Annotated in this window: 20 protein-coding genes and 1 pseudogene; 18 read left to right on the forward strand and 3 right to left on the reverse strand. The window is 39.2% G+C overall.

Annotation, left to right across the window (positions count from 1 at the left end; genetic code table 11):
- Positions 1 to 29 precede the first annotated feature (29 nt).
- The 4 genes from CVD27_RS15975 to CVD27_RS15990 all read left to right on the forward strand — a co-directional run bounded on the left by CVD27_RS15975 (position 30) and on the right by CVD27_RS15990 (position 4,460).
- Positions 30 to 1,064, forward strand: coding sequence for a zinc-dependent alcohol dehydrogenase family protein (locus CVD27_RS15975; RefSeq protein WP_257984388.1), 1,035 nt, complete (start codon positions 30 to 32; stop codon positions 1,062 to 1,064).
- 152 nt (positions 1,065 to 1,216) lie between these two features.
- Positions 1,217 to 2,062, forward strand: coding sequence for a sugar phosphate isomerase/epimerase family protein (locus CVD27_RS15980; RefSeq protein ID WP_101648892.1), 846 nt, complete (start codon positions 1,217 to 1,219; stop codon positions 2,060 to 2,062).
- 116 nt (positions 2,063 to 2,178) lie between these two features.
- Complete coding sequence (locus CVD27_RS15985; protein WP_101648893.1) at positions 2,179 to 2,994, forward strand: AraC family transcriptional regulator; 816 nt, start codon at positions 2,179 to 2,181, stop codon at positions 2,992 to 2,994.
- A gap of 290 nt (positions 2,995 to 3,284) precedes the next feature.
- On the forward strand, positions 3,285 to 4,460 hold the full coding sequence (locus tag CVD27_RS15990) for a substrate-binding domain-containing protein (protein WP_101648894.1): 1,176 nt from the start codon (positions 3,285 to 3,287) through the stop codon (positions 4,458 to 4,460).
- Positions 4,461 to 4,910: 450 nt separating this feature from the next.
- On the opposite strand, the gene CVD27_RS15995 is transcribed toward CVD27_RS15990, so the two are convergent.
- Positions 4,911 to 5,720: an AraC family transcriptional regulator gene (locus CVD27_RS15995; RefSeq protein ID WP_101648895.1), complete on the reverse strand. Its 810-nt coding sequence runs from the start codon at positions 5,718 to 5,720 to the stop codon at positions 4,911 to 4,913.
- A 220-nt stretch (positions 5,721 to 5,940) separates the two neighbouring features.
- Here CVD27_RS15995 and CVD27_RS16000 point away from each other — a divergent pair, with 220 nt between their 5' ends.
- From CVD27_RS16000 to CVD27_RS16045, 10 genes are all read left to right on the forward strand, one after another.
- A complete protein-coding gene (locus CVD27_RS16000; protein ID WP_101648896.1) occupies positions 5,941 to 7,458 on the forward strand; it encodes a sugar ABC transporter ATP-binding protein in 1,518 nt (505 codons plus the stop codon).
- Between the two features lie 293 nt (positions 7,459 to 7,751).
- Positions 7,752 to 9,254, forward strand: coding sequence for a sugar ABC transporter ATP-binding protein (locus CVD27_RS16005; RefSeq protein WP_101648897.1), 1,503 nt, complete (start codon positions 7,752 to 7,754; stop codon positions 9,252 to 9,254).
- Positions 9,255 to 9,256: 2 nt separating this feature from the next.
- Positions 9,257 to 10,282, forward strand: coding sequence for an ABC transporter permease (locus CVD27_RS16010; protein ID WP_101648898.1), 1,026 nt, complete (start codon positions 9,257 to 9,259; stop codon positions 10,280 to 10,282).
- An 81-nt stretch (positions 10,283 to 10,363) separates the two neighbouring features.
- Positions 10,364 to 11,413, forward strand: a complete 1,050-nt coding sequence (locus tag CVD27_RS16015) for a substrate-binding domain-containing protein (RefSeq protein WP_101648899.1) — start codon at positions 10,364 to 10,366, stop codon at positions 11,411 to 11,413.
- Between the two features lie 25 nt (positions 11,414 to 11,438).
- Positions 11,439 to 12,308 carry a sugar phosphate isomerase/epimerase family protein gene (locus CVD27_RS16020; RefSeq protein ID WP_101648900.1) on the forward strand — a complete coding sequence of 290 codons (870 nt, stop codon included), beginning with the start codon at positions 11,439 to 11,441 and terminating at the stop codon, positions 12,306 to 12,308.
- Between the two features lie 91 nt (positions 12,309 to 12,399).
- Positions 12,400 to 12,825 (forward strand): cupin domain-containing protein, encoded by a 426-nt coding sequence (locus CVD27_RS16025; protein WP_101648901.1) that lies wholly within the window; start codon positions 12,400 to 12,402, stop codon positions 12,823 to 12,825.
- A 27-nt stretch (positions 12,826 to 12,852) separates the two neighbouring features.
- Positions 12,853 to 14,097 carry a Tm-1-like ATP-binding domain-containing protein gene (locus CVD27_RS16030; RefSeq protein ID WP_101648902.1) on the forward strand — a complete coding sequence of 415 codons (1,245 nt, stop codon included), beginning with the start codon at positions 12,853 to 12,855 and terminating at the stop codon, positions 14,095 to 14,097.
- Entirely contained in the window at positions 14,090 to 14,926 is an 837-nt protein-coding gene (locus tag CVD27_RS16035; protein WP_101648903.1) for a phosphoenolpyruvate hydrolase family protein, read from the forward strand. Before CVD27_RS16030 ends, CVD27_RS16035 begins: the two co-directional genes overlap by 8 nt.
- 84 nt (positions 14,927 to 15,010) lie before the next feature.
- Complete coding sequence (locus CVD27_RS16040; protein WP_180960315.1) at positions 15,011 to 15,598, forward strand: gluconate 2-dehydrogenase subunit 3 family protein; 588 nt, start codon at positions 15,011 to 15,013, stop codon at positions 15,596 to 15,598.
- Positions 15,595 to 17,337: a GMC family oxidoreductase gene (locus CVD27_RS16045; RefSeq protein WP_101648905.1), complete on the forward strand. Its 1,743-nt coding sequence runs from the start codon at positions 15,595 to 15,597 to the stop codon at positions 17,335 to 17,337. Before CVD27_RS16040 ends, CVD27_RS16045 begins: the two co-directional genes overlap by 4 nt.
- Positions 17,338 to 17,493: 156 nt before the next feature.
- On the opposite strand, the pseudogene CVD27_RS16055 reads toward CVD27_RS16045, so the two are convergent.
- Together CVD27_RS16055 and CVD27_RS16060 are read right to left on the reverse strand one after the other, a co-directional pair.
- Positions 17,494 to 18,419: pseudogene (locus tag CVD27_RS16055) on the reverse strand (IS3 family transposase).
- Positions 18,320 to 18,883 (reverse strand): helix-turn-helix domain-containing protein, encoded by a 564-nt coding sequence (locus CVD27_RS16060; protein ID WP_101648907.1) that lies wholly within the window; start codon positions 18,881 to 18,883, stop codon positions 18,320 to 18,322. Before CVD27_RS16060 ends, CVD27_RS16055 begins: the two are co-directional and overlap by 100 nt.
- Positions 18,884 to 18,956: 73 nt before the next feature.
- Here CVD27_RS16060 and CVD27_RS28210 point away from each other — a divergent pair, with 73 nt between their 5' ends.
- The 4 genes from CVD27_RS28210 to CVD27_RS16085 all read left to right on the forward strand — a co-directional run bounded on the left by CVD27_RS28210 (position 18,957) and on the right by CVD27_RS16085 (position 23,340).
- Positions 18,957 to 19,181 carry a hypothetical protein gene (locus CVD27_RS28210; RefSeq protein WP_101648908.1) on the forward strand — a complete coding sequence of 75 codons (225 nt, stop codon included), beginning with the start codon at positions 18,957 to 18,959 and terminating at the stop codon, positions 19,179 to 19,181.
- 544 nt (positions 19,182 to 19,725) lie between these two features.
- Positions 19,726 to 20,733, forward strand: coding sequence for a LacI family DNA-binding transcriptional regulator (locus CVD27_RS16075; RefSeq protein ID WP_101648910.1), 1,008 nt, complete (start codon positions 19,726 to 19,728; stop codon positions 20,731 to 20,733).
- A 403-nt stretch (positions 20,734 to 21,136) separates the two neighbouring features.
- Positions 21,137 to 22,372, forward strand: a complete 1,236-nt coding sequence (locus CVD27_RS16080) for a Gfo/Idh/MocA family protein (RefSeq protein WP_142384109.1) — start codon at positions 21,137 to 21,139, stop codon at positions 22,370 to 22,372.
- On the forward strand, positions 22,369 to 23,340 hold the full coding sequence (locus CVD27_RS16085) for a sugar phosphate isomerase/epimerase family protein (RefSeq protein ID WP_101648912.1): 972 nt from the start codon (positions 22,369 to 22,371) through the stop codon (positions 23,338 to 23,340). Before CVD27_RS16080 ends, CVD27_RS16085 begins: the two co-directional genes overlap by 4 nt.
- The last annotated feature ends 74 nt before the right edge of the window (positions 23,341 to 23,414 follow it).

Genomic DNA, 23,414 nt, shown 5'->3' on the forward strand with positions numbered 1-23,414 from the left:
TTTAAGAATAAGTGATTGGAGGAAGTATCATGACAACAATGAATGCAGTGTTTTTTCCAGGAGATAAAAAGGTAGAAATTCGTCAGGTGGAGATACCAACACCAGGCCAAGGAGAGGTACTAGTTCAATTAAAAGCTTCAGCGATTTGCCGAAGCGATATGAGCTTATATTATGGAACTTCCGTTTTTGAAGGAACAAAATGCGGATGCACGGTACCTGGGCATGAACCTGCAGGAGTTATCACGGAAGTAGGAGTGGGCGTTTCCAATTACAAAGCGGGTGACCGAGTTGCTGTTTACTTAGCTCTTGGCTGTGGGGAATGTGCTCATTGTAAGAGCGGCTACAAAATGTTCTGCAAAGAATTTAAATGTATCGGCTTTGACTCTCACGGCGGTGATGCAGAGTACATGGTCGTTCCAGCTGAAAACTGTATGAGATTGCCAGATAGCATGAGTTTCGTAACGGCTGCTGTTTCGACTGACGCTGTTGGAACCCTTTACCATGCGCAAAAGAGATTAGGGATTTCCGGAAGAGACTACCTGGTTATTTTTGGAATGGGACCTATGGGCGGCGCTGGTGTGATGATCGCCAAAGGATTAGGAGCAACCGTTATTGCTGTTGATATGCTGGATGAGCGCTTGGAGCTTGCGAAGGAATTAGGTGCGGATTATACGATCAATGGTAAAACAATGAACGTTAAAGAAGAAATCGCCCGTATTACAAAGGGTCTTGGTGCAGATGCTGCGATAGATTGTTCCGGAAGCCCTTACGGTGAGAATGATGCATTAGATTGCGTGAGAGCACATGGACGTGTCGCTTTTATCGGGGAAAGTAAAGAGACAACAATCAAACCAAGTGCGCAATTAATTCGAAAACAGATTTCTGTAATGGGTTCTTGGTACTTCCCAATTCAAGAATTTGATGAGATTGCGGAGTTTATTGTTAGAAAGAATCTGCCTGTAGAAAAGTTGGTTACTCACCAATTTAAATTGGAAGAAGCGGAAACAGCTTTCCGTTTGTTTGACGAAAGAAAGACGGAAAAAGCTGTGTTTGTTTGGGAATAAGTAAATAAGCGCCTGGGAGGATGGCTTTACTGGCGGATAAAGTAGCTTAACTGGCGCAAAGGCTGCCTTTACTGTCGTATAAGGTGGTTTAACTGGCGGATAAGCCTCTCATTGACCAAAAGTAACAAATTTATTATAAGGAGCTGTTCACAATGAAAGGTATTTCATTCAATACATGGGTATATAGTAGTTTTCCAAACTGGCTTTCTTCTTATCCGTTAGAAGAAGTCATCAACCGTCTTTCCTCTTTTGGTTACGATGCAATAGAAATCGGCTGTGCTGCCCCACATGCATGGCCAGATTATTTGTCATCTGAAAGACGACAAGAAATCAAAAAATTGCTCAAAGAAAAGAACTTAAAGGTTTCATCCATGCTCCCAGCACCAGGCGGCGGCCCGGGAATGAACCCAAGCTCTCCATTAAAGGAAGAAAGAGAATTTACGATTAAACATTATAAGGAAGTCGTTCGCTTAGCACATGAATGGGAATGCCCAACAGTCATGTGGATTGCAGGCTGGGTTGTTTTTGGAACTTCACAGCAAGAAGCATGGAACTACAGTCTAGAAGGCTTAATTGAAGTTGCTAAATATGCAAAGGATCTTGGTGTAACACTTGTAGTTGAGCCAACTCCTGCAGATAGCAATTTAATTGAAACCGCTGATGACGCTCTTCTTTTAGCAGAGCAATCAGGTATGGATAATGTTAAGGTCATGTTTGATACATTCCATGCATTGTACAGAAATGAAGTGGCCAGTGATTATGTATACCGCATGAAAGACAAGCTTCATCATGTTCATGTCGCGGACAGCGACCGTCTGCCTCCTGGTAAAGGCAAATGTGATTATGATGCGGTATTAAGGGCATTAAAAGATATTAATTATGATGGATATCTAGCAATGGAAGTTGGATTCAATTCTAGAGCCTCTGAACCGGATTGGTTTGCAAAAGAATCGATTGCTTACTTGAAAGACAAATTGAAGGAAATTGGCTGGGAGTAAGTGATTAATTTACTAATTGTATAGGCAAGTGATTTCGCGGTGAACCACAGGAGGTAAGTGCTGCTGGTTCACCCTGTATTTGTAAGGTGATAATTAAGTAAAAGGGGAGATACAATATGGGAAAGTCCTCTATTTTATTAAATACTCTTCAGTTTATCTCTGCCAAAGAAATCAATGAAACTAGTCCTAATTGGTTTAAAGAACATCGAGAAACAAATTATATAGAGATTCTTTATATGCAAGAGGGGTGTGGAGAATTTATTTTTGAAGATAAACCTTTTATCGGACAAGAAGGGGATATGATCATTTTTAATCCATTTAGTATCGTGGTAGTGAGGACATGTACGGGAAGCCCTTTAAAGGCTATTTCCATTTGTTTATTAAATGTTCCTATTAACGGAAACCAGCGTTTAATTGATTCCAGTAATCACACTATTATACGTTTACAGGAGGAAAAAGACGAGATTAAGCATTATTTTCAAACCATTTTACGTGAATATGACAAGAAACATTCCGGGTATCAAGATGTGATTACCTCCATATTGCAAACCGTTATTATTAAAATCACTCGACTGCTAAAAACTGCTGGTGAGCCATCCATTTCTGAGATGAGCCTTAAAATAAGAAAATATATCGAACAAAATTTTAGTCAAGAGTTGACTCTAAATATACTAGCAAACTTGGTTTATGTTAGTCCTTATCATTTGGCCCATGTATTTAAAGAAGAGGTAGGACTGCCGCCCATACAATACCTAATCCAGTGCCGTATTCAGGAAGCAAAACGATTACTGAAGCATTCGGATCTTTCTGTGAGAGATATTGCCGCGATCATTGGATATGAGAATCCTAATTATTTTAATTTACTTTTTAAAAAAATTACAGGAAGTCCGCCGGGGAAATATAGAAAGAATAGAATAGTAGGTAGAGTATAATTCTTTTTTAAAAAAAGTACATTTTCAAAAAACCGCAAGAATATATAGTTTTATCCGCAAAATTATTAATTTTTATCCTATTAATTTGATGTAGAATAACAACTAAGAATATTTTATGTAATGGATTACATTTTCATGTATGTAAAACAGAGGTAATTCCAATTCTTAATAAGAAAATGTAATCGATTACATTCAAATGAGGTGATGAATTTCTCATAAAACCATTTAAGATTGAGGTAATTTTTAAAAGTATAAAGTCAAAAATTCCAAGAAATATAAGGGGGCAAATTATGAAAAAATTACTATCTATTATGACTATGATTCTGTTTATTACTAGTATTGCACTTGTCGGGTGCGGCAAGCAAGTTGAGACTAGCAGCGGAAGTAACGCAAAAGAGGAAACAAAAACAGAAGAAACAACCGCCAGTTCCGGTCCAATCACTATTAATCAAGAGATCCCTGACCAAGAAATATTAAGTAAAGGTCCTGGGGGAGAAGCAGCTGTTTCAGCAAAAACATTGCAGCTTACGGAAGAAGAAGTACAAAAGATCAAAGAAGGAAATTACAAAGCAGCGATTGTTATGCACTATGCTGGTAATGACTGGGCAACCGCTCAAATCGATGGCTTAAAGGCAACTTTTGCAAAAATGGGAATTCAAGTGGTTGCCGTAACGGATGCCCAGTTCAAAGCTGAAAAACAAGTATCCGATATCGAGACGGTTTTAGCTAAAAAACCAGATATTATCGTTGGTATCCCGGTAGACCCTGTTTCAACTGCCTCTGCTTTTAAGAAAGCGGCAGATGCAGGAGTGAAAGTCGTGTTTATGGATAATAAACCTAACGGATTAGAAGCTGGCAAGGATTATGTAAGCGTAGTGTCTGCTGATAACTATGGCAATGGTGTTCAGGCAGCGGAGATCATGGCGAAAGAGCTTGGTGGAAAAGGAAAAATCGGTGTGATTTATCATGATGCTGATTACTTCGTAACAAAACAGCGAACAGAAGCATTTGAAAAAACAATTAAAGAAAAATATCCTAAAATAAAAATAGTTGAACGAGGCGGCATCATTGGTCCTAACGATGGTGAGAAAGTGGCATCTGGAATGCTGACCAAAAATCGCGATCTTGATGGAATGTTTGTCGTTTGGGACGTTCCAGCTGAAGGTGCTTTGGCAGCAGCGCGTACCGCAGGAAAGAAGGATTTTGTTATTACGACTATTGATTTAGGGACAAACGTTGCTTTGGATATTGCATCAAACGGTTTAATTAAAGGTCTAGGTGCCCAGTTGCCATATGACCAAGGAATTTCAGAAGCGATTTTAGCCGGTTATTCTTTACTTGGTAAAGAAGCGCCAGCCTATGTAGCTGTACCCGCGTTAAATGTAACGAAAGAAAATGTATTAGATGCCTGGAAGCTTGTTTACCATCAAGAGGCACCAAAGTCTATCCAAGGTGCGGCAAAATAACTATACCTGAAAAATTAAGAGGAGGATCAAATTAAATTTCTAGAGCCTCTTTTATTTAAAAAAACTCCTTATTTGTCAAATAAGCAGTCGAAGTCTACCCTTGGTAAAAATTTAACTTTCATATCACAAAAAAAAAGTCCAGTCAGGCATGAGCAATTCTTCATAAAGAAGGATTGCTTTTTTGCGTATGCAAATGGAAGCCACTCATCTAACAACCTGGTTTAACTGCTTCCGTTAAACCAGAGCAGTGCCGAAGCAAAGGGATAGGTTTTTACAGACAATAGACTTAAAGATTTAAAAAAGGTAAGGAATAAAAGTGTTGTGTCTGTGTCTACTAACTATAGACAATATATTAGATGCGAGGATACATTTTTTGCTTTCCAGAATCTAAAAAGGCTGCCAAGAAAATTAAGTGGCGGCCCTTACTATTGCTCGTAAAAAAGTATTTGATTACGATGATTTTTTTCTAAACTTTCCAGGAGAATAACCGGTGTACTTTTTGAATAATAAGTTAAAATAGTTAGCATTTGGATACCCTACCTTGGAAGCAATTTCAACGATAGGTGAGTTTGTGGTAAGCAGCAAGGTTTTGGCAATGTCAATTCTATAAGTAATCAGGTATTGGATTGGTGAAATCCCAGTCTCATCTTTAAAGGTGTGTGCTAGATGATATGGGTTTACAAAAACAATATTCGCTAATTCATTTAGAGAAATATCACGATTATAGTTTTCAGAAATATATTTTTTTACTTTATCAGAAATAGAGACATTTTGACTAGAATTTGCAGAACACGAAATACGAAGGATTTTAATAATTAAAGTTTTTAATAAGGAAGAAATGATTTCTTGAGAACCAGGGTCATTATTTTTATATTCCTCATGAATATCCTCTATGTACTTTTGGATGGTTATATGCTGATTTTGAACATTCAAGATTGGCATTTCATCAGAAGGGATAATAAACCCTACTGGAAGAGGTGATAAATGTAAACCGGAAAAGGTAAGAGAGAATCCTTTTAAACTGCTATCAACACAAGGTACGGTCTCATGTTCAAGATTAGAATTAATAAGGAGTAGATCTCCTCTATTCATCGTTAATGATTGACCGTTTAGGACAACATTCGCATTCCCTTCCTGAATAAACATAATCTCGGTACATTCATGTTTATGTAATGCTTTACATTTTTGCTTGTGGTCTTGGTTGAGTTTCACTACCGAGGTTAAATGAGGAGTTTGTAATAAGGTAGGTAACTGGTTCATAAGACCTCCTCTAGCATTTATTATGGACTTTTTAAATGTATATAAAAATTATAAAATTCAGTAATATTATTGATAAATTAACTATTTAATTCAATATAAATAGTGAAAACCCACAAGAATCTATACTTTTTCAACAATTATTTTAATTTTACAATAGCTAAAATGTATCCTAAACTGGAGGAAACTGTTTCAATTGGTCAACTAGGAAAGTGGTGGGAGGATGCTATTAAGATTAAATCACATAAGCAAATCCTTTTTTGAAAATAGAGTTTTAAACGATATCTGCCTAGAATTAAAGGCAGGAGAAATTCATGCTTTAATTGGTGGGAATGGAGCGGGGAAATCCACCTTAATTAACATCGCTTCTGGTGTGTATAACCCTGATTGTGGAGAAATCAAAGTGAACGAACAATGGGTACACTTTGATTCCCCTTATCATGCTCAACGCCATGGAATAGGTGTTATTCATCAAACACCTAATTTGGTGCCAAGAATGAGTGTCGCAGATAATATTTTCTTTGGAATCGAGCCGAGAATATTAAAGTTTTTTGTGAATTATAAGAAAATGAGATTAGAGGCTGCAAGAGTTCTTAACGAACTTGGTGTCAAAATAAATCCGAAAGAAAAAGTAATGAATATACCGGTTCGCTATCATTATTTAATATCAATCGCAAAAGCGATTGTTCAAAAATCGAAAATTCTCTTTATGGATGAACCGACGGCAAATTTAACTGAACAGGAAAGAGATAACCTTTTTAGAATCATTAAAAAATATAAAGACGAAGGAGTAGGAATCGTCTTTATTACGCATAGATTAAATGAAATTCATGAGATATGTGACAAAGTTACAATTATTCGAGATGGAAAACATGTAGCAACTCATAATGTAAAAGACATCACATTGAAAGAAATGACCAATTTAATGCTGGGGTATAATCTAAATCATTATTATCCTCCTCTTCATAAAACAAAGGGTGAGGAATTACTACGAGTTGAATATTTAACCAAAAAACCCTATTTAGAGAATGTGAACTTAACGCTCCATGAAGGTGAAATCATAGGTATTGCGGGTTTAGCAGGCTCTGGTAAAACAGAACTTGCCCAAATTATTTTTGGGCAACATAAAAAAGACAGTGGCCGCATCTATTGGAAAAATCGTGAAATTAATTTTAAGCATCCTATTCATGCTGTTTATAACCGCTTTGGATATGTCAATGACGATCGCTTATCATCGGGGTTATTCATGAATATGAGTGTTGCAAATAACTTAACCTTTGCAAGTTTGGAGACTCAAAATAGTTTGAGTCTGGTTAATCGAAACGTTGAAGTGGATCAATCCATTGATCAGGTCATTGATCTTAATATTAAGGTCGATCATATTCATCAAAATGTTCGATATTTAAGCGGCGGCAACCAACAAAAGGTAATGTTGGGCAGATGGCTGATGACGGAAAGTGATCTTTATATTTTAGATGAGCCCACCATTGGGGTGGATATAGGCAGCAGGACCGATATCTATCTGAAGATCAATGAGCTTGCAAAACAAGGAAAAGGAATTATTATTATCTCCTCTGATACAGCTGAGCTGCTTGGGTTATGTAACCGTATCCTAGTAATGAATAAGGGAACGATCGTGGCTAATCAACTTAATGGTAATATTACTGAGGAAGATATCGTTCATTTTATGACGGAATATGCTCAAACTCTAAAACATCTTGAATATTGTTTTGAACATTAACCATACTCCCTCTAATGAAAGGGTGTATGGTCTTTTTTGTGACTTTCCAATAAGGATTTGTCCTAGTAGATTGAAAAAGTATAAAAATACTAAATATTTTTAAAAACCGCAAGATTATGAATTTTTAACCCAAGATTATTAATTGTTGGATAGTGTTAATCCAAGTAACATTAAAGACAAGAAATCTTACTAACTAGTTAGGAACAGTAACAAAACTTCACGTCACTTTTTAACTTATTGTAAGCGGTTGCTGATTGTTATTAAAACTCTGACTGTAAAGGAGGCCAAACTACATGAAAATGATTAAGGAGGTTAACGTTATTCCTCCTCTTCTAGAAATGCGTAATATTTCAAAGAACTATTCCGGTATTACAGTTCTCAATAATATTAATTTAAAGATTCATGCCGGGGAAATATTAGCGCTTGTAGGAGAAAATGGGGCCGGTAAATCTACGTTAATCAAAATACTTTCTGGTGCCATTAAATCAAATGCAGGCGAGCTTATCATTAACGGAGAAAAGGTAGAATTTAACACCCCTCTTGATGCGGAGAAAAATGAAATTGTTACGGTATACCAGGAGTTTAATTTGTTCCCTGATCTATCGGTAACGGAAAACCTCTTCTATGGCAATTTTCATAAAACGAAGGGAACCATTAAATGGGCGGCATTACATCAAGAGGCCAAAAAGTTCCTAAATGAATTTGGAGTCGATTTACCTGTTGAAAAGCCTGTTTACAACCTTAGCATCGCTCAAAAGCAGATGTTAGAAATTGCAAAAGCTTTATATAGGAATGCACGACTAATGATATTGGATGAACCAACTGCAGTTTTAGGGGGAGATGATGTCGATCGGCTACTGTCGATCGTGAAAGTGCTGCAAAAACGCGGAGTAGCTGTCATCTTCATTTCCCATCGATTAAATGAAATATTTGGGTTAGCTGACCGATATTTGGTGTTAAAAGATGGTCAGCAAATAGGGGACGGTGAAATTAAAGATACGGATCCTGACCAACTAATTTCCATGATGGTGGGGCGTCATATTAATACTGCTCCTCGTACAAAGATTAATTATGAAGTAAACGAGGTTGTCCTTAAGGTAGAAGGGCTAAACCGAGATGGTATCCTTCATAACATCAATTTTTCACTTCATAAAGGAGAAGTACTGGGGATCGCAGGATTAAGAGGCGCTGGCAGGACAGAGCTGGTGAGAGCCATATTTGGTGCTGATCCCATCGATTCAGGAAACATTTTTGTAGATGGACATCAGGTAATTAATACTTCCCCTCGAGTTGCTATTCAAAATGGTATCGGGTTAGTACCCGAAGATAGAGGAAGACAGGGATTATTCAAGAACCTATCATGCCTGCAAAATATTTTTATGGCCAGCAGTAAAAACAAAGTGATTAAACGCGAAGAGGAACAAAAACAAGCAGACAACTATGTTAAATTACTGAAAATCAAATTACCTCATTTGGATTCACTGGTTGGAAGCCTTTCTGGCGGGAATCAGCAAAAGATTGTACTTGCTAAATGGCTGGAGTCTGGAATTAGGGTCCTTCTTCTTGACGAACCAACTAGAGGGGTTGATGTTGGAGCTAAAGCTCAGATTTATTCAGTGGTAAGGGACCTATGCGAACAAGGAATGTCTGTTGTCCTAATTTCATCAGAATTACCGGAAATCCTTGAAAACAGTCATCGAGTGCTTGTTATGTGTAAAGGTGAAATTACAGGAGAAATGGATCATGAATCAGCCACTGAAGAAGGAATTATGAAATATGCCGTGGGAGGGTTGTAACAATGAAAAATGATATTTCTCTTCATTCTGAAGCAGCCGTTATGGAAAAAGCGCCTAATAACAGAGTAATGAAACAATTTTTAAAGCAATATCGAGTGACGATTCTTCTATTTGTAGTCATCCTAGCTTTAACCACTGTGTTAACACCAGAATTCTTCAATGTAACCAATATTACGAACGTAGTACGGCAGGCCTCCGTAGTGGGAGTGGTTGCCATCGGCATGACCTTTGTCATACTAACTGGAGGGATTGACCTTTCAGTAGGGGCCATTCTAGCTGTCTCTGGAGTATCATTCGCCATGATGTTAAATAGTGGTTTATCCATTCCTCTCGCTATTGCAGTAGTGATCCTAATAGGTATTTTTATTGGAATGATCAACGGAGTTGGTGCAACATTCTTAGGAATTCAACCCTTTATCATGACATTAGCTACCATGGCAGTTGGAAATGGAGTGGCTTTACTTCTATCAAATGGTGCGCCTCAGAGTTTCAATGTAAACAGCAAAATCATCGACTTGTTAGGTAATGGAGGAATAGGTCCTATTCCAGGTCCTGTGCTTTTATTTGTTGTAATCGCTTTGATTTCTTGGCTATTACTAAAATATTTACCTTTTGGCCGATTTGTTTATGGGGTTGGAGGCAGTATCGATGCTGCACGACTTTCCGGTGTTAGAACGACCCGTATCTTACTTTTTGTATATGCCATCAGCGGTCTATGTGCAGCTGTAGCAGGAATAATTAATGCTTCTAGACTCTATGTTGGGCACCCTACCGCAGATAGCAATATCATGCTGGATAGTATCGCAGCGGTTGTTATTGGCGGAACCAGTTTAATGGGGGGCCGAGGCGGAGTTGGCGGAACCATTCTTGGAGCTTTGTTATTGGCAATGGTTGCTAATCTACTAAACTTACTAGGAGTTTCCCCATTCAATCAGCAAATTGCGAAGGGTGTCATTATTGTAGCCGCAGTTCTGTTCACAATGCCGAATTTAAAGCAACATATCAAACAACAGTGGACTGGATTATGATGGTAGATCATCTTTAAGAAAGGAGGAAATGATAAGCATTAAAAGCTAGTACAAAAGGGAATTTAAGGGGGAGATTATTTTATGAATTTAAAAAAAATAAAAAGTTTAGTAGGAGTTTCATTAATCATGTTTCTCGTGACTGCCTGTAATAGTAATTCATCTACGGAGACCACTGCATCTACCAAATCTAAGGGGCCGGTGAAAATCGATTATGGTCTTTACTGTGGGTCTGATTGTCAGGCAGCCTTAACATTAAAAGCTTCCCCTGATTCGATCAAAGGAAAAGTGGGATTAGCGATTGCATCGACAACATTTCCTTATGGAGTAGCCGTTAAGAACAGGTCAGAGGAAGCTGCTAAGAAGTATTTCCCTAATATGGAGTTACTAGTCGGAGATGGCCAAAATGATCCCGTGGTGCAGACAAGACTCGTGGATGATTTTATCGCAAAGGGTATAAAGGTTTTAATCATAAATGCAGTTGAAAAGGATGCGTTGGCTCCGGCTGTTAAAAGAGCGGAAGCTGCAGGGATTAAGGTTATAGCATTTGACCGTACTGTTAATGCTCCTGTTCTCACTACAATAAAAGCCAATGATATAGATTTAGGATTGGCAGCGGGAAAAGACCTCGCGACTCGATTGCATGGTAAAGGTAATGTAGTCGAACTGCAAGGGAGCCCATCCGCCTCTCCTACTATTGATAGACACAAAGGGTTTATGGAAGCACTTAAAGATTCTCCGGGAATTAAAGTGATTGCTAGTCAAAATGCCAACTATGATCAAGCACAGGGTCTGAAAGTAATGGAGGATTTATTGCAAAGATTCCCTAAGGGCAAGATTGATGCCGTATTTACCCATGCTGACATCATGACGCTAGGTGCGATTCAGGCGATTAAAGCTGCAGGAAGAGAAAAGGAAATCAAAGTCATTAGTATTGATGGTCAACAAGCTGCTTTTGACAATATTTCTAAAGGAATTATGGATTCTACTGCAGTTTATCCTGTTGTCGTTCCTATGAGTATTATTGCAGCTGCTAAAGCCTTAGCCGGTGAAGAAATGCCGGAATTCATTAAATTAGATGCACCAGTTGTGACAAAGGAAAATGTATCAAAATATAACGGTACAACCTATTAATTAATAAAATTTAGGAGGAATTACTATGACAATGAAACTATCTTTTAACACTTGGCCTTATGCAAGCTTTCCAGTTTGGTTACCAGCCTATCCACTTGAAGAGGTAATCAAGCGTATTGCCAATATTGGTTATGATGGAATTGAAATCGGTGCTGCCAGCCCTCATTGCTATCCGCCTACAACCACAAAAGAAAGACGCAAAAACATTAAAAGTGTATTAGAGTATTACAATCTTGAAGTATCTAGTATGCTGCCTGGTCTTAGCGGTGGCCCTGGTCATAACGTTGCTTCACCTATACCTGAAGAACGCCGGCATACTATTGAGCATTATAAACAAGTGGTTGAGCTATGTGCTGAGTTAGGAGGAAAAACAGTCCTTTATATTCCAGGTTGGCAAGTTTTCGGAACAACTCGTAAACAGGCTTGGGCTTGGAGCTGTGAGGCACTTAGTGAAATCTCTAAAACGGCAGCCGATTATGGAGTTACGATGGTTATTGAACCTACCCCATTTGATAGTAATCTAGTCGATCGTTGTGACGATGCTATTGAGTTGATGCAAGAAGTGGCGGAACCTAATGTAAAGTTGATGTTTGATACCTTCCATGCCCTTTACCGAAAAGAAGTTTCATCAGATTATGTATACAGCATGGGTGAAAATCTCCACCATATTCATATTTCTGATAATGATCGTTTAGTTCCTGGACAAGGTAGAGGAGATTTCGTTTCTCTCATCAATGCACTTAAGGATATTAATTATGATGGATATCTAGCCATGGAACTTGGGTTTGACCGCCGCGATATTGAGCCGGACAATGTGGCACGTCAAGCATTCGAGTATCTGAAACCATTGGTGGATGAAGCCAATAAGAGCATGTTAATTAAAGCTGAAAGATAAATTTTTCGACACTGGTAAATTCCTATCAATTTGGTATGCATATCGTTGAATATACCAAATTGATAGGTTTTGAGAGAAAGGGGAAGATATTGTGAGTGATAAAAAATTATATGTTACACCGGATGATGTAGAAACATTGATGTTTGACTGGGGCTGCTTTAAGTTAACCTCAACACCGGAAGTTACAGGAGCAAAAAGCTTTAGCACGGGTGTAGTGGTGGTGGATCCAGGTAAAGGGCACGAACGGCATAACCATCCTGGTACGGAAGAAGTCATCTATATCGTTTCCGGTGAGGGTGAACAGATGGTGGAAGATGAAAATGGCAATCCAGTGGTACAGAAAGTGACAGCGGGCTGCACTGTCTATGTTCCTGAAGGCAGATACCATTATACCATCAATACTGGATGGGAACCGATGAAATCATTTGTGATTTACTCCCCAGCAGGTGCCGAGCAGGAGTTAAAGGAATTACCTGATTGCAGAATAGCACCGCCCGGTGAGATACCAAATCGATAGTCCGAATTCATAAGGAGGTAAAGGAACATGGCAACTGTCGTTGTGTTAGGAACACTGGACACGAAAGGGAACGAACACAACTTCGTCAATGAGATCATCCGCAATAAAGGTTGTGATGTCGTACTGATCGATATTGGTGTTCTGGGACAGCCTCAAATCAGACCAGAAATAAGCAGAAAGGAAGTAGCTCGTGCAGGTGGAGTTGAGATTGAAGAACTCGTCCAAAAAAATGATCGCGGATATGCCATGGAGGTCATGGCAGTCGGCGCAACAGAGATTGTTCGTCAATTGCATAAGGACGGAAATCTCGATGGGATTCTTGCCTTAGGGGGTTCCGGCGGTGCTTCCATTGCAACCCACGCCATGCAGGCACTTCCGATCGGGGTGCCGAAGCTTATGGTTTCGACAGTTGCTTCAGGTGATACAAGACCTTATGTGGGTGAATCCGATATCACGATGATGTATTCGGTGGTAGATATAGCAGGGATCAATTCAATATCAGAAAAAATTCTCTTTAATGCCGGGACAGCTATCGCGGAAATGGCCATCGCCAGCAGCACCTTTGTGCCGCGAAAACATAGCAGGCCATTGGTTTCCATCACGATGTTTGGTGTTACAACACCATGTGTTTTACAAGCTAGCAAATGGCTGGAATCAAAAGGATATGAAATAGTGGTATTCTCTGCTAATGGTGTTGGCGGGCGAGCAATGGAGACTCTTATGAGAGATGGATTTATTAAGGCTTCATTGGATGTAACCACTACGGAACTGGCTGATGAGCTGGTTGGAGGAGAACTTTCAGCAGGTCAAGAGCGGTTGGAAATGGCCGGGCGCCTAGGTATTCCACAGGTTGTTTCACTGGGAGCCTTAGATATGGTGAATTTCGGTCCAGCTGACACACTCCCTGCACATTTTCATGGGAGAAAGATATATAAGCATAACCCAAATGTTACACTTATGCGTACGACAGAAGAAGAGTGTAATCAACTTGGAAAGATCATGGCACATAAATTGAATCAAGCAAAAGGACCAGTAAGCGTGTTTATTCCGCTCAAGGGCTTTTCTGCAATTGCCAAAAAAGGCGATGTTTTCTATCATCCTCAGGCGGATAGAGCACTAATTGATTCCCTTAAAGAATCGTTGGAACCACATATTGATTTAGTTGTCATGGATACAGATATTAACGACCCAGCATTTGCTGAGGCAATGGCGAAGAAGTTACACGAGCTATTTTCTAATAATAAAAAAGTCGGGGTGTTGAATTATGAGTAGAAAAGAAATTTTAAGCCGATTAAAAGAACAAGTAGCGAAAGGGATCCCCATCATCGGTGCAGGAGCAGGTACGGGCATTTCTGGTAAGTGTGCCGAAGCCGGAGGGGCTGATCTACTGATTGTTTATAATTCAGGACGTTTTAGAATGGCTGGTAGAAGCTCTATTTCTGGATTGATGCCATATGGAGATGCAAATCAAATTGTAGTAGACATGGCAGCTGAGATATTGCCTGTCGTAAAAAATGCTCCAGTACTTGCTGGTGTATGCGGTACTGATCCTTTTAGAGACATGCGTTCCTTCCTGGAAGAATTAAAAAAGATTGGATATCAAGGCGTTCAAAATTTCCCAACAGTTGGACTTTTCGAGGGACGAATCCGACAGAATATGGAAGAGACAGGTCTTGGATATGATCGGGAAGTGGAGATGATCCGTATAGCGCGTGAACTGGATCTATTAACTACACCTTATGTTTTCAATGAGCAGGAAGCACGGGACATGGCTGCTGCTGGGGCGGACATTATTGTTGCTCATGTTGGTACAACGCTTAGTGGATTAACTGGTGCCCACAGTACTATGGATCTTGATGAAGCTGCCCGAATTATTCAGACTATCCACGATGCTGCCAAAGAAGTAAACCCTGATGTTCTTGTCATTTGCCATGGCGGCCCGATCGCGGGACCAAAAGATGTGGAATATATATTAGAGCATACCAATGGTATCGATGGTTTTTATGGTGCTTCTAGTATGGAACGACTGCCTGTTGAAGTAGCTATTATTGAAAACACACAACGTTTTAAGTCATTACCATTGTCTAAGGCACGGGTTTAATAGAACTCTAATATGATTTGATTATACATTTATAGCGGGCAGGAAGTTCCTCCCGCTATTTCAATAATGGGGGAGGGAAAAGCAATGAACAGAAATGAAGAATTACCCGTTTTGATGTTTTTAAACCAGGAAGAAGCTAGAACGATTGAAGCCATAGCCTCCCGTATCATTCCAAGTGATGAGACTAGACCGGGCGCAAAAGAAGCAGGCGCAGTGATTTATATTGATCAATCACTAGCAGGTTATTTTAGGCATCTTCAAACATTTTACCGTCAAGGAATCATCGAATTCGAATCTTTTTGTAGAGAAAAATTTGGATTAGCTTTTAAAAATCTTACTGAGGAGCAGCAGGATCAACTTCTACTGTCGATAGAAAAAATTGAAATAGTTGATATAACAGATTCCAGTGATGATATAGAGAAAAGAGAAAATTTATTAGCACAATTTTTTGCGGTTGTACACGAGCATACAATGGAAGGAACATTTGGTGACCCATTATATGGTGGAAATCGTGATGCGGTAGGCTGGAACTTGATTGGCTTTCCAGGCGCACAATGGGGCTATACTCCTGAACAAATGACACTAGGCTTTGATGTGAATCAAATCAAAGTAAAAACCCTTTCTGATATTCAAAAGGAATACAAGCCAGTGGTAACAGAGGTGAAATTATGACAAAGAAAATTGACGCAATTGTCGTAGGACTAGGTGCTTCCGGCGGACTTATCGCAGCAGAACTAGCTCGTGCCGGATTGAAGGTAGTCGGACTTGAAAAAGGAGCTTTCTATCAAGATGCCGATTTTTTAACAAAATTTGATGAAATTCGTTATTATACACGAAGTGCCATGGTTCCTCATATGAAAACGGACCCTATTACATGGAGACCCGATGAAAAGACGAAGGCGAAAGTTCTTCCTTGGGCTTCTAACAAGTTGGGGTTGGGAAATCCCTTCCAGATTCCTCCTTCGATTGGAACTGGAGGCGGTACACGTTCATGGGGGGCTGCCGCTTTCCGCTTCCGTGAAAAGGATTTTAGCATGCGCAGTTCCATCATTGAGCGATTTTCGGAGTCAGCATTACCAGAGGGCACCACAGTAGTTGACTGGCCTATTGGCTATCAAGATCTAGAGCCCTATTATGACCGGGTCGAATGGGAATTGGGGATTTCCGGAAAAGCCGGTAATATTAACGGTGAAATACAACCTGACGGTAATCCATATGAGCCTCCTCGCCAAAGAGACTACCCAATGCCGCCTCTTCCACGTGCAGGAGCGGATAAACTTTTTGTAGAATCTTCCAAGCGTTTAGGTTACAGTCCTTTTCCTACTCCAACAGCCATCGCAACAAAAGACTATAAAGGAAGAAATGCTTGTACAAACTGTGGGTTTTGTCATGGGTACCATTGCCATGTAGGAGCTAAGGTCTCGACACATGATTTGGTAAAAACCGCAGCATTAGAAACGAACAATCTCGAAATCCGCCCTCATGTTCGAGTTTTTCGAGTTAATACGGATTCCGCTGGAAGAGTCCGTGGCGTTTCCTACTTTGATCAAGAAGGGCAAGTTGTTGAGATTGAAGCAAAAATTGTTATTTTAGCTACTTATGCACTTGAAAATGCGCGACTCCTGTTAGCTTCAGGAATTAATGGCAATGGTCAGGTGGGTAAACATTTGTCCATTCATAATTATGGCTGGTTCACAGGTGTTTTACCTGAAATTACAAATCCGTTTATGGGCTCCTTGCAATCCGGAAGTGTCATCGACGATTTGACCTCGGAATTAATACCCGATAATGATGAGGGAGTCCTTTGGGGTTCACCAATCACCACATGGACTGGTGATATGCAGCCAATGGAGGTGGTACACAGCCTTCCACCGCATGTTCCACGCTGGGGAAAAGGCTTTAAAGATTGGATGACTGAAAACTATCGAAAGTTATTCAAAATCTATTCACAGCATTCATCTTTACCATCTGAACAATTCTATGTCGATCTTGATCCTACAGTAAAGGATAGATTTGGTCAGCCGGCATTAAGGATTACTCATGACTGGACGGACTACGATCGCAAAACGGTTGAATATTTCATGAAATTTAAACGACAGCTTGCAAAAGAGATGGGCATTACTGAGTATTGGGAAGATATTCCTGCACCTACCTATCATGTATCTGTACATGATACCGGAACACACCGGATGGGCTGGAATCCTGCGACATCGGTTGTGAATCCTTTCGGAGAAGTACATGAATGTAAGGGCCTTTATGCAGTAGGAGGAGGTCAATTTCCAACGCTGCCTTCCTACAACCCTACAGAGACCATTATGGCATTAGCTTATTTAACGGTAGATCATCTACTTGGTAAGGCACAACAAGAGGGAGAAAAAGTTAAAGTTAGAGATCAACATCCGATAGCCTAAAAGCGATTATACCTAATGAGTCTTTTACACTGCTTTTAAGGATTCATTAGGTATAAGTTTCAATCTTGTTTTTGCCAACGTGTGCACCCCTATACTGTGGAAATGGGAAAAAAGAACCTTAAGTGTGAGGTTCCCCCGAAAAGTTCGAGTTTTATATTACGCAGCTATTTGGTTGGTATGGGTACGGTATTGAACCGGACTCATACCAGCCAATTTTTTCTTTATGCGCTTGTTGTTATAATAATCGATATATTCTTCAATTCTTTATTTAATTCCTCAAATGAGCACAGTGCTTCTCCGTAATACATTTCTTGTTTCAGTAACCCAAAAAAATTCTCCATAGGGGAATTATCTAAACAGTATCCTTTTCGCGACATACTTTGGAATACCTTGTTTTCCTTGAGTGTTTTTACCCATTTATTATGTTGATAATGCCAGCCTTGATCTGAATGTATAGTGGTTCTGTACTTTGAAGCTTTTACTATTTTAAGAGCTTCCTCAAGAGGGTTGAGTGCTATTTCTAAGGTCGGGCGCATTCCTATTCCATACGAAAGGATTTCACCGTTAAACATATCCATAATAGGACTAAGATACAGGTTTACACCATCTGAACACTTAAATTCAGTGATATCTGTTGTTAATTTTTGATGACACACATTTGTGCGAAAACGACGATTAATGCGGTTCTTGGCAACCGTTCCCGTAGTTCCTTTGTAAGAACTGTATTTACGTGATTTTCTTCTGAACTTATCTCCTTTTATTCCGAGTTTATTCATAATGCGGTGTACCTTCTTATGATTCACTTTAGTACCGCGTTTTTTCAATTCAAGCTTGATACGTCGATAACCATAATTGCCATTATGTTCATCAAAAATGGTTTGAATAGACTTTTCAAGTTCTAGATCTGGATTTTCCTTCTTCATCACTTTTATATGATAGTGATAGGAGGATTCAGAAATCCCGACTATGTGTAAAACATCTTTTAATTTGAAGGTTTCTTTGAGTTCGAATGATAACGCTGCTTGTGCTTTTCGAGATAGCCTTCTGGATCTATCTGAAAAGCTCGCAACTTTTTTAAGTATTCTACCTCCAAATGAAGAAACTCGTTTTCTCTTTCCAATCTTTGCTCATATGTCATTTCTTTTTCATTAGTAGGTTTGTTTTTTCTGTTCTTTGCTTTATCAGACATGGCTGGTCGTCCTTTCGGTCTATCCAGAGCTTCAGCCCCACCTTCTAGAAAAGACTTTTTCCATGAACTTATCATTGTGGGGTTAGTAAGCCCAAAATGAAGGGCTGTTTCCATTTCTGAAGAACCTGTTCTCTTCATAAAGCTTAATACATCTAGTTTAAATTGAACAGAATAAATCTCCTTACCATTTCTTCGCTTTAATCCTTCTACCCCAAATTCCTCATATAAATTTATCCATAGTCCAAGCTGTGAATGTGCTTTGATACCATGCTTCTTCGCTAAAGATTTAACCCCCCATTTTCCTTCTTTATATTCTCTTACAACCATGAGTTTAAATTCTTCGCTATATTTAGCCATAAATAAACACCCCAAAAGTCAGATTTCACTCTAACTTTTGGGGTGCAGTACATTGTCATTCTTGCATTAATTATTGGCGTTTTTTTTTAAAATCTCGATCTATTGTTTTGCTGCAATCAATGTTGCGGCCCATTTATTTAAAATTGAGAAGCCCAATAAACTTGTATTACCAACAGGGATTACGATCGAACATTTAGAAGAAGGGGCATTTATTATCCGTTACATATTGCCGATTTTTTGTGTGGGTATCCCTGTCATTCTTTTTTTGGTTGATTTGATTCGGAAAAGATTCAGTTAGCAACAAACTGTTATCATAACTAAAAACCGAGCAAGTAAAAATCATGCCTTCCTTGTGTCTCTCTTTTTTTAAAAAAAAGATAAAATGGGCGGAATGATCATGGTAAGTAGAACGGCGAACGAAATGAGGTATTCAGGTAATGTCATAAAAGAAAAGGTTTTTTTATAATTACTCATGACCAGGGAAACTTTTACTCCCATCAGAAGATCAATTAGGAAAGCAAATGCTATACTTAACCCCAAAAATAAGAAAAAGAGCAGGAATTTAGTCATTGTATAACTACCGCCTTTTACAATGTTTTTTTAAAAATAATGAATAAAACCGCCTTACCTTAGTAGGGTCCAATTGCGATTTTTTTATACAATGCAGATGTTTATGTGGTGCAAGCCCAATTTTTATAGACTGATTTACATTTAATTTCAGGTTGTTGGAGAAAAATGTTTTTAAAAGATACCGTTTTATGGCTGATTTACGAAAATTATTGTAATTGTCAATGTAATCGATTACAATAAATGTAAACGAACACTGAAGGGGAAAGCAATACATGGTTAGAATTGCGGATGTTGCAAAAATGGCAAATGTTTCAACGGCCACAGTATCCCGAGTCATAAGTAATGCAGGGACTGTAAAAAAAGAAACAGCTGAAAAAGTTTTAGAAGCCATAAAAGAATTAAATTACCAGCCTAATATGCTGGCAAGACAATTGAGAAGATCTGAAACCAAAACAATTCTTGTGGTGGTTCCTGATATAACCAATACTTTCTTTTCTGCGGTGCTGCGCGGAATTGAATCCGTTGCCATCGAAAACGGATATCAAGTACTTCTAGGAGATGCGCGAAACGATGTCGAAAGCGAAACTAGTTTTTTAACGATATTAGGTCAGAAAAAAGCAGATGGGTTGATATTATTAACGGCAAGGACCGATCAAAAAATATTAGAAGATTTATCCCAGGATTACCCTGTAGTATTGGCGTGTGAATACTATGAGGGTTCCAAGCTGCCTACGGTCTCCATTGATAATGTTAGCAGTGCAAGAAAGGCAACTGAATATTTAATTAGCTTAAACCACAAGAGAATTGGACATATTTCCGGACCCTTGAATATTGTCGTTGGACGAGATCGATGTAGGGGGTTTCATCAAGCAATGGCGCAACACGGCCTGTCTGTGGATCCAAGTTTGGTACAGGAAGGCGAATTCTCTTTTGAAAGTGGATTTAATTTAATGATGAAATTTTTGTCACTAGAGAATCCTCCTACAGCCCTTTTTGCCGGTAATGATGAAATGGCTATGGGTGCCATAAAAGCCGCTAAATCTAAAGGTTTAAGAGTTCCAGAAGATTTATCTGTTGTTGGCTTTGATGATATTCAATTTGCATCGATTTTTGAACCTGCTCTAACAACCGTGGCACAACCAACGTTTGATATGGGTCAAAAAGCGATGCGTTTACTGTTAAAATTAATTAAAGATGAAGAATTAGAGAAAGATCAATTTATTCTTCCTGATCAACTCATTGTTCGTGAATCATGCAAAGAACTTACCATAGAAGAGTAGTTTAGCGTATTCCTGTTAGAATTAAAATAATGAAATATAAAAAGGGGAGTGAACTAATAATGGTTCACTCCCTTTTTATCATTATTAGGGGACCAGCGATTCTATTGGCTCCAGAACAGTTTTTATCATTCTGATTAAAAAAGAATCGAGGAAGTTTTAAAAAAAATATTGAATTCTATACTGTAATCGATTACAATAAGGGTGTCGAAAAAAAGAGTAAAATATTTTAGTGCAAAGTGAGAAGGTATTTTATTCTGAAAGATTATTTCTTGATTTAAAGTAAATTTTTTTCGACGAAAATGTAATCCATTACATTTATAGAAGTTTGAAGGATAGGTAAATTATTTATTTACTAGGACTAAACACATATTTTTTTACAAGGTAGTGTAATCGATTACACCGTATGACTTCTGCTCATTCTTGGGTGAATCGAAAAGTTCGATTGGAGGACGGAAAACAAATGGAAAAAATAAAAGTAGGAATCATCGGGACAGGTTTTATTGGCCCGACACATATTGAAGCAATCAGAAGACTTGGATTCGTGGATGTCGTAGCATTGGCCGAGACGAGTCAAGAACAAGCGGAAAGAAAGGCAGCTGAACTTGGAATTCCGAAAGCGTACGGAGATTACCGTGAAATGCTGCGTGACAGCGAAATTCAGGTAGTTCATAATTGTACCCCAAACCATGTACATTTTGCGATCAATAAAGAAATTATTTTAGCAGGTAAACATGTGATCTCAGAGAAACCGCTTGCGATGAATAGTGAAGAATCAGCGGAATTGTTGGCATTGGCTCAAAAACAGGGTGTTGTACATGGTGTGAACTTTAATTACAGACAGCATGCGAGTGTGCAAAACCTGCGAGCTAAAATTGCTAACGGTGACCTTGGGAAAGTGAATTTGGTTCACGGAAGCTATTTGCAGGATTGGTTACTATATGAAACGGATTTTAACTGGCGTTTAGCACCGGAAGTCGGCGGAAAATCTCGCGCAGTAGCAGATATCGGGTCTCATTGGTGTGACACCGTTCAATTTGTTACCGGTAAAAAGATTGTAGAAGTATTTGCTGATTTAGCAACGGTCATTCCAGTTAGAAAGAAAGCAATTGGAAGTGTGGCCACTTTCAGCACACAAAGTACAGAAGATGTAGAATATGAAGATGTTTCAATCAATACAGAAGACTATGCATCCGTACTAGTTCGTTTTGAAGATGGATCAAGAGGAGTCTTCACTGTTTCACAAGTAAGTGCAGGCCGAAAAAATCGACTAAGCTTTGAAATTGATGGCAGTGAGAGCTCTGCTTACTGGAATCAAGAAGAGCCAGAAAAATTATGGATGGGACACAGGGATAAGCCAAATGAAATTCTTCTTGCCGATCCGGCACTGTTCGCACCTGAAGCAAGATCAGCTATCCATCATCCAGGAGGACATAACGAAGGCTGGCCGGACGCACTGAAAAATATGATGTTAAATTATTATTCGTTTATTCGTGATGGCAAAGATCCTTTAAAGGATCAAGCTAATTTTGCTACATTCGAAGACGGTCACATTTCAATGGCCATTACTGATGCCATTTTAGAAAGCCATGAACAGCAAAAATGGGTCAAAGTTCAGGCGAAAAAGGAGGTTTTAGTATGAAACTAGGTGTGTTTACAGTTCTATATCAAAATCTTCCTTTCGAAGCCATGCTCGATAAATTAGCCGAAATGGGAGTAGAGGCGGTGGAGATAGGGACCGGTAACTATCCCGGAAATAATCATTGTAATCCGGAAGAATTGTTAGGGAATCCGGATAAAATCAGATCGTTCAAACGGGCGATTGAAAGCAGGGGATTAACCATCAGCGGACTAAGCTGTCATGGGAACCCGCTTCATCCAAATGTAAAGGCTGCCAAAGACGCCCATGACGTTTGGAGAAAAACGGTCTTACTGGCTGAGCAGTTAGAGGTGCCGGTTATCAATGGATTTGCCGGATGTCCAGGAGATCATCCGGGTGCCAAGTTTCCAAACTGGGTGACATGCTCTTGGCCTCCTGAATATACAGAAGTTTTAGAGTGGCAATGGAACGATGTGGTTATTCCGTACTGGAAAGAAGAGGCAAAATTCGCTGAACAGCATGGGATTCACCAAATTGCTTTCGAAATGCATCCAGGCTTTGTTGTCTATAATCCGGAAACATTACTAAAACTAAGAGAACATGCAGGACCGAACATCGGAGCTAACTTTGACCCAAGTCATTTGGTGTGGCAAGGAATTGATCCAGTTGAGGCCATTAAAAAATTAGGCCGTGAAAATGCGATCTTCCATTTCCATGCAAAAGATACCTATTTAGACCAAGCGAATATCAAGGTGAATGGTGTTCTCGATACGAAGCATTACAGTCAAGTATTGGATCGCTCATGGACCTTCCGCTCAGTTGGCTATGGCCATAACGAAAAAATGTGGAAAGATATGATCAGTACACTTCGTGCAGTAGGGTATGATTACGTGGTTTCCATTGAACATGAAGACATGTTGGCGTCTATCGATGAAGGCTTAATGAAAGCAATCACACTGTTAAAAGGAACGTTGTTTAAAGAGCAAGTATCGGAAATGTGGTGGGCTTAAGGAAGCACAGGGACGGTTCTCATGCTTCCGAAGCATGAGAACCGTCCCCCCGCACCCAATTATTAATAAAAATA

Source organism: Neobacillus cucumis, from assembly GCF_002860255.1.
In the GTDB taxonomy this organism is placed as follows: Bacteria; Bacillota; Bacilli; order Bacillales; family Cytobacillaceae; genus Neobacillus; species Neobacillus cucumis_A.